The sequence below is a fragment of the Candidatus Saccharimonadales bacterium genome (assembly GCA_036397795.1).
Classification (GTDB): Bacteria; Patescibacteriota; Saccharimonadia; order Saccharimonadales; family DASWIF01; genus DASWIF01.
Genome location: DASWIF010000049.1, coordinates 1 through 7014 on the forward strand (window position 1 = coordinate 1; position 7014 = coordinate 7014).

Annotated in this window: 4 protein-coding genes; 3 read left to right on the top strand and 1 reads right to left on the bottom strand. The window is 51.4% G+C overall.

What is annotated here, in order from left to right; genetic code table 11:
* The 3 genes from VGA08_03300 to VGA08_03310 all read left to right on the top strand — a co-directional run.
* A partial coding sequence (locus tag VGA08_03300) for a DNA topoisomerase (protein HEX9679620.1) occupies positions 1–1689 on the top strand: 1689 nt, incomplete at its 5' end.
* Between the two features lie 138 nt (positions 1690–1827).
* Entirely contained in the window at positions 1828–2868 is a 1041-nt protein-coding gene (locus tag VGA08_03305; GenBank protein ID HEX9679621.1) for a sigma factor-like helix-turn-helix DNA-binding protein, read from the top strand.
* Between the two features lie 112 nt (positions 2869–2980).
* Positions 2981–5587 (top strand): DUF87 domain-containing protein, encoded by a 2607-nt coding sequence (locus tag VGA08_03310; GenBank protein HEX9679622.1) that lies wholly within the window; start codon positions 2981–2983, stop codon positions 5585–5587.
* Positions 5588–6166: 579 nt separating this feature from the next.
* On the opposite strand, the gene VGA08_03315 is transcribed toward VGA08_03310, so the two are convergent.
* A partial coding sequence (locus VGA08_03315) for a hypothetical protein (GenBank protein HEX9679623.1) occupies positions 6167–7014 on the bottom strand: 848 nt, incomplete at its 5' end.

The window sequence follows — 7014 nt, forward strand, 5'->3', positions numbered from 1 at the left end:
ACAACGACATTTAAAATATCCGCCGTTTTAAAACGAGAACCGGATGAGCTAGCGGCCGTTTACGCTCAGCAGCCGGCCGACAAAGCCAAGGCCAAAGCCGTCTTGGAACAGCTTAAAACTGGACCATTTGACGTTTTAGCCGTCGATCAAACCGAGGGAACGCGCAATCCGGCGCCACCATTCACGACTTCCAGTCTGCAGCAAGAAGCCAGCCGCAAGCTCGGCTATTCCGTTAAGCGGACCATGAACCTGGCACAACGATTATACGAGGCTGGGCACATAACCTATATGAGAACCGACTCAGTCTCGTTATCGGGCCAATCGACCGCGATGGCCAAGGACTATATTGGAGCGGAATTCGGCCAAAATTACCATCAATTCCGCCGCTACACCACAAAAACCCGGGGCGCCCAAGAAGCCCACGAGGCCATTCGTCCAACTAGGGTTGAGCGGGCCGAAGCGGGGGAGGACCCCGCTCAAGCCAAGTTGTATAAGCTGATTCGCGGGCGATTTTTGGCCAGCCAAATGGCGACGGCTAAGCTGCTCAAGACAAAGATTATTTTGTCCAACGGCAAGGCCGAGTTAACAGCCGAGGGCGAAGTCATAACCTTTGACGGCTGGCTGAAAGCCTACCCCCAGTCAGCGCTCAAAGACGAGGTTCTGCCTAAACTAGCTGTGGGTGATAAGTTGACGCTGATAGCCGCCAAGGCTGAAGAAACTCCGGGCCGTGTCCCGCCCCGTTATACTGAGGCCAACCTAGTCCGCACGCTGGAGGAAATGGGAATCGGCCGGCCGAGTACCTACGCACCAACTATTTCGACTATCCAGGACCGCGGCTATGTCAGCCGCGAACCCGCGCCAACCAAGGAGGTTGAGCTGACTATACTACGGCTAAAAGCCGGCAAAATCAGCCAACAGACCGAGGTCAAAACGCTGGGCGGTGACAGCAAAAAACTTTTACCAACCGACACGGCGACAGTCGTAACTGATTTTCTGCTCAAGCACTTCAAGGACGTCGTCGACTACGATTTCACGGCCGAGGTGGAGGACGAGTTCGATGCCATCGAGGTGGGCCAGCGTGCCTGGAACGCCATGATCAAAGATTTTTACACGGACTTTCATAAAACCGTCATGGCAGCGGCCAAAGTCACTCGTAAAGAAGCTACTCAGGCCAGAAAAATCGGCGTTGACCCCCAGACCAAACGGCCTATCCTAGCTCGTTTCGGCCGCTACGGGCCGATGCTGCAACGCGGCGAAGCCGAGGATGAAACTAAACCGGATTTTGCACCTTTGCCGCCCGGTGCCACTTTGGAAAACGTAACTCTAGAGCTAGCCTTAAAGATGTTCGAACTGCCGCGCGACCTCGGTGAGCAGGACGGCCAGCCGATAAAAGCCAATATTGGCCGTTACGGGCCCTACGTCCAGTTGGGTTCGACCTTTGCCAGTATCCCAAAAGACGAGGATGTTTTTACGATTGGGCTAAGCCGCGCCCAAAAGTTAATCGCCGAACGCCAATCGGCCACAAAAAAGTCTTTGATCAAAGACTTTGGCGACGGCTTAATAGTTAAGAGCGGCCGTTTCGGCCCGTACGTCACAAACGGCAAGACCAACGCCAAAATACCCAAGGACATCGACCCAAAAAAACTCACCCTTGATCAGGTTCAGTCTCTGTTAAAAAAACGTGCTTAAGCTTATATGTCAGTCCTGGTCAAGTCAGAAAACAGGTATTTCACATGCTGTCTAATTAGTGCTATAATTGAATATAAGGTAGAGTGTTTGACATAATTTAAAACATATTCTATAGTAATAGCGAGGTATAAATTATTTATGTCCCAAACAGCAAACGCGCTTGACGTACGCGCCGTGGTCAAAAGTATTCTCGACTCAATCGATAGAGACCGGGAAAAGGAGATCATTGGACGTCGTTTTGGCTTATATGACCGCCGTGAGACTCTCGAGCAAATCGGGGAGCTGTTAGGTATTACCCGCGAGCGGGTTCGACAGCTGGAAAAGGCCATCCTTGCCCGGCTGAAGGCCCAGGCCGCCGAAGATCAATTACTTCAGCTTAAGTCGGCCGAGAAGGCCATTATCAAAGAATTACACGAGCTCGGCTTGGTGGCTACCGTTATCAATTTGGCCCAGGCCTTAACCGAACAGGACGACGAACGGACCCATGCCCACGTGGCCTTACTGGCTTCAATCTCACCCGGCCTGGAACTAATCGATGAAAACGACCGATACCGACAAGCCGTCGCTATCCGTGACAAATATGACGAGAGAAAGATCAAGCAAGCCATCAAGCAGGTCATTGACGCCATCAAAACTGTCGGCGAACCAATCACGGCCGAAGAACTCCACGCCCGTCTTAGTTTAGAACACCCCCGGCATATCGCCGCTCTGGCCAGCATCAGCAAGGAGTTGGCGACCTTACGCGGTCTATGGGGACTAATCCGCTGGCCGCTGGTCAATCCCAAGAATATCCGCGATAAGATTTACGTCATTTTAAAAGACAATCAAAAGCCGATGCACTTTTCCGACATCGCCAAACAGATCAAAGCCTCGACCTTCAAGCGCAAGGACGTTACTACTCAGGCCATTCATAACGAACTTATCAAAGATCCACGCTTTGTGCTGATCGGCCGAGGAATTTACGCCCTAAAAGAGTGGGGCTATAAGCGCGGCACAGTAGCCGATGTCATTGCCGAGGTGCTCAAAAAAAGCGGCAAGCCGTTACACCGCGATGAAATCGTTAAGCGCGTGCTCAAAAGCCGTCGGGTGAAAGAAACCACCATCTTGCTCAACTTACAGGGCAAACCACAGTTCAAGCGAGTAGCCAAGGCAACTTACGCGTTCGACGAAACTGCTTAAAAACAAACCCCTTAGATCCGAGCTCATCTTGATTTATTTGCTTTGACATGGTATAATATCAGTTACTGGTATTTGCAAATCTCTGTAAGCTTAGAGAAAATAGAAAGTGATTATGATTGTTAGTATTATCGGGCCCCTGGTTAACCTGGTGACACAGTGGTGGGTTTGGCTGCCAATTGCAGCCACCTTAGGTTATCTGACATGGCAAAACCGCCGGAAGGCCTACAACGCCGCCAGCGCTGAACACGTATTACTGTTGCTGGAGATCCCCCGAGCCAATGACAAAAAGGAATTGGCAGCGGAACAAATGTTTGCCGCCCTACACGGGATTCTCCGGCCCAAAGCCGAACTGATGCGCGAGGGGATACTGCAAGAGCACGTTAGTTTCGAAATCGCCGCTATCGATCAACGAATCCGGTTTTACGTCTGGACGCCCAAGCACCTGCAAAATTTTGTCGAGGGTCAGGTTTACGCCCAGTACCCGACTGTTCAAATCAAGCAGCTGGACGAGGATTACGCCGCTCGACAGATCGATCAGCCGATAGCCCAAAGCGTCGAGTTGACGTTGACGGATAATGAGGTTCTGCCCATAAAAACCTTTCAGAATTTTGAGGTGGACCCGCTGGCTGCCATCACAGCTACGTTGGCCAAGCTGGAAGCGCCGAATGAAGAAATGTGGATTCAAATCCTAGCCCGACCACTAGACGACTCCTGGCACAAACGTGGCAGCAAGTTTATCGACCAGATTAAAAATGGCCGGGGTTGGTTCACTGGTGGGGGAGTCGACTCCTTCTTCAGCTTCATGGGGCAGCTGTTTGAAGCCCTCTGGAAACCGCCCGAACCAGGCAAGGAGGGTGAGGCGGCCAAGGAGGTAGGGGAGAGAGACAAGTCTCGCATCACGGCAATCGAGGAAAAAACCAAAAAACTCGGTTACCAGGTCAAGATCCGGCTGATGTATCTGGGCGACGATAAAACCACCGCCCGGCTAAGGCTGCAGGCTATGATCGGCACTTTCAAGCAATTTAACACCACTAACTTAAACGGCTTCAGCCAAAAACCCGGCGGCGCCGGCGACAACGCGTTAGCCGAATACCGAGCTAGGTTCTTCTTGGACGAGGGTAAAATCCTAAATATCGAGGAGTTAGCCAGCCTGTACCACCTGCCGCATACCAACGTAGAAACCCCGAACATTGTCTGGGCTACTTCCAAAACCGCCGAACCGCCCTCGACTCTGCCGTCAGTCGGCACCGTACCGGAAGACCAACTAAGCCCCTTCGCGGTGACAAACTTCCGCGGCAACAATATCCAGTTTGGCCTCAAGCGCTCGGATAGGGGACGGCACGTCTACGTAGTGGGCCAAACCGGCACCGGCAAATCTTTTATGCTCCAATTGTTGTCGTTGTCCGATATTTATCACAGTTACGGTTTCGGCGTAATCGATCCTCACGGCGACTACGCCGTGGACGTTCTGCGATTTATCCCTAAAGACCGGATCAAGGATGTCGTCTACTTTAACCCGGCCGATCGGGAATTTCCCATCGGATTCAACCCGCTGGAGGTGATCGACCCCAACCTCAAAAACCATATCAGTTCCGAGCTGGTCGGGGTGCTAAAACGGATGTTCGAATCATGGGGCCCGCGGTTGGAGTATATCTTGCGCTACACCATTTTGGCGCTGTTGGACTACCCGAACTCCACCATGCTGGACATTACCCGGATGCTAACCGAGCGAAATTTCCGCGATGAAGTAATCCGAAACATCCAGGATCCAGTCGTTCGCAACTTCTGGATTAATGAATTCGGCAGCTGGAATGACAAGTTTGCGTCCGAGGCTGTCGCCCCGGTACTAAATAAAGTTGGCGCCTTTACAGCCAATCCGCTGATTCGAAACATCATCGGCCAGCCCAAGAGCACATTTAATTTGCGAGAGGTGATGGACAAAGGTCAAATCTTGCTTGTCAATCTGTCCCGGGGGCTGATTGGTGAGGACAACGCCGCCATCTTGGGCGCCATGATCGTGACCAAAATCCAACTGGCGGCCATGAGCCGGGCCGATATACCTAGGATAGAGGACCGCCGCCCGTTTTATTTATACGTCGATGAGTTTCAGAACTTCGCCACCGATTCGTTTGCCGTTATTTTAAGCGAGGCCCGTAAATACGGCCTGAATCTGACAGTCGCTAACCAATACGTCTCACAAATGTCACCCGAGGTAAAGGACGCTATTTTCGGCAATGTCGGTTCGATTATCAGCTTCCGAGTCGGTGCCGATGACGCCCACGCCCTGCAACGCTACGTCGAACCCCAGTTTGAAGCCCAGGACCTTATCCAGCTGCATAACCAGCACATCGTCGCGGCTCTATCAATCGACGGCGAAAAAACTCCGGCCTTTTCCGCTACTACGCTCAAACTACCAACGTTTGAAAGCGAATATATCGAGGACATAATCGGACTCTCGCGGGAACGCTATGGCCGGCCTAAAGCCGAGGTGGAAGCGGCTATTATAAAAGCCACCGGCGATACCTTCAGCCCTCGGCCGCTGCCCACAAGCAGCGATTCAAAACGGCCTTCCACTCCCAGAACCGCGGGCTCAGTTAGTTATAAAAAGAAACATAATTCGAACACTAAATATTCGCCAAAAACTCAACCGAGTCAGCTCGATAAGCCAGTCCAGGACGATGGTCATTTGGCCGAAGACACTATCATTAAATTGAGATAACACGAGGGGGGCCGCGGACAGGGCGCGAGTTGAAACTAAATATAAAGCTTTAAAGGCACACTAAAAGACGACCAAGAGGATGGAACTCAGACAAACCAATCGTGTCGCACAATGTATATTTTACGTCGTTAATGTTTATCGTCTTTGTTATTAATCACCCTGTCTACTTTGGGGGATGAGAGCGCCTTTTGGTCGTTAACTGCGTCTTTAGTGTTTAGCTGCGACGCCAAGATTAATTTTTAAGTACATGGTTCTTGGCCCGGTCGTCTCACATTGAGTTGAAGGCCCATCAACAATCTATCAGAGCCTGTATACTTATCCACAACGCCTGGGCAGATTTTATTTGGAGCCATGTGCCCTGCCTTACCCTCTTTGACATATCTGACATTTAATGTATTTGTATATGTAATCGTCCCCGCCTTGGGGCCTGAGTTATAAAATGTACAAAAACAGAACATTCTTAACAGGGTGGGAGATTACTTTTTTTTGCGACCGCACGGCTGAATTCTTGCGGCCGATGCTACCTCTAAATGCAGCAATAAAACCTAGATGATATTGTTTGGGACTGTGCCCCGCGCCCTAACGGTAATAGGCCGTGTCGGGTATCCTCAGGTCAATATATTGGCCTGGAGTGATTCGTCGGTTCTTCAAGTAGCTGAGGATTTCTTTCAGTTCGTCGACTTGATCCAACACGCCTCGGCTATAGAGAAGTTTAATAAAAAACGGCTGGCCGCTCAGCCGCAGCCTGACCTCTCGGGGCGCATCGATAAGTTCATATGAGCGCGCTTGGCCGCTAATTGGGACAATTCCGGCCAGTTGGCTATCCAGATTATTAATAAAATTAACCGCTTGAAGATTGATTTGGGACTGGCCCGATTTGATCTCCAGTTGTGTCGAGTCTTTAATCAGTACCAAGTAATCAAAGCCCCCGGCCGGATTGGCGTAGATTGTCCCCTGTTCGTCTACCAGATATGAGTTAGCATCATTTGTGGTTTGCCATCGGGCTAACGGTTGGCGTTCACTGTCGGAAATATTCAAATTAGAACTATACCAAGGCAGTTCCAAACCAAGGCCGCTCAAACCGGGAAACTGGTCGAGCAATTCCGCCCTCAACCGACTATGGCTGATGAGCGGCTTCAGTCTGGAGTACCAGTGCCGGTTGAGATAATTATTGGCGCTGGCCTTAAGCTCGCCGGCTACCGACGCCGGCAGACTACTCGGCAGGCTAATTGTCCGAACAAACCCGAAAAGATAAACCAGACCGGCAATAATCACCAGCCCGACGGCTTGCGTGACGCTCCGTCTTAGTTTGGCTTGACGTTTATCCTCGCCCCGCCGCTGCTCTCGGCTGGCCGAGCTCAAGGGCGACGGCTTACCTTGGTAGTATCGATTACCGCTAAACCAGCGCCGACCGACCGGCCGTCTGG

Bases quoted from the DNA above. Each gene is read 5' to 3' on its own strand.
- VGA08_03305 (HEX9679621.1), top strand. From the start codon at position 1,828: ATGTCCCAAACAGCAAACGCGCTTGACGTACGCGCCGTGGTCAAAAGT.
- VGA08_03310 (HEX9679622.1), top strand. From the start codon at position 2,981: ATGATTGTTAGTATTATCGGGCCCCTGGTTAACCTGGTGACACAGTGG.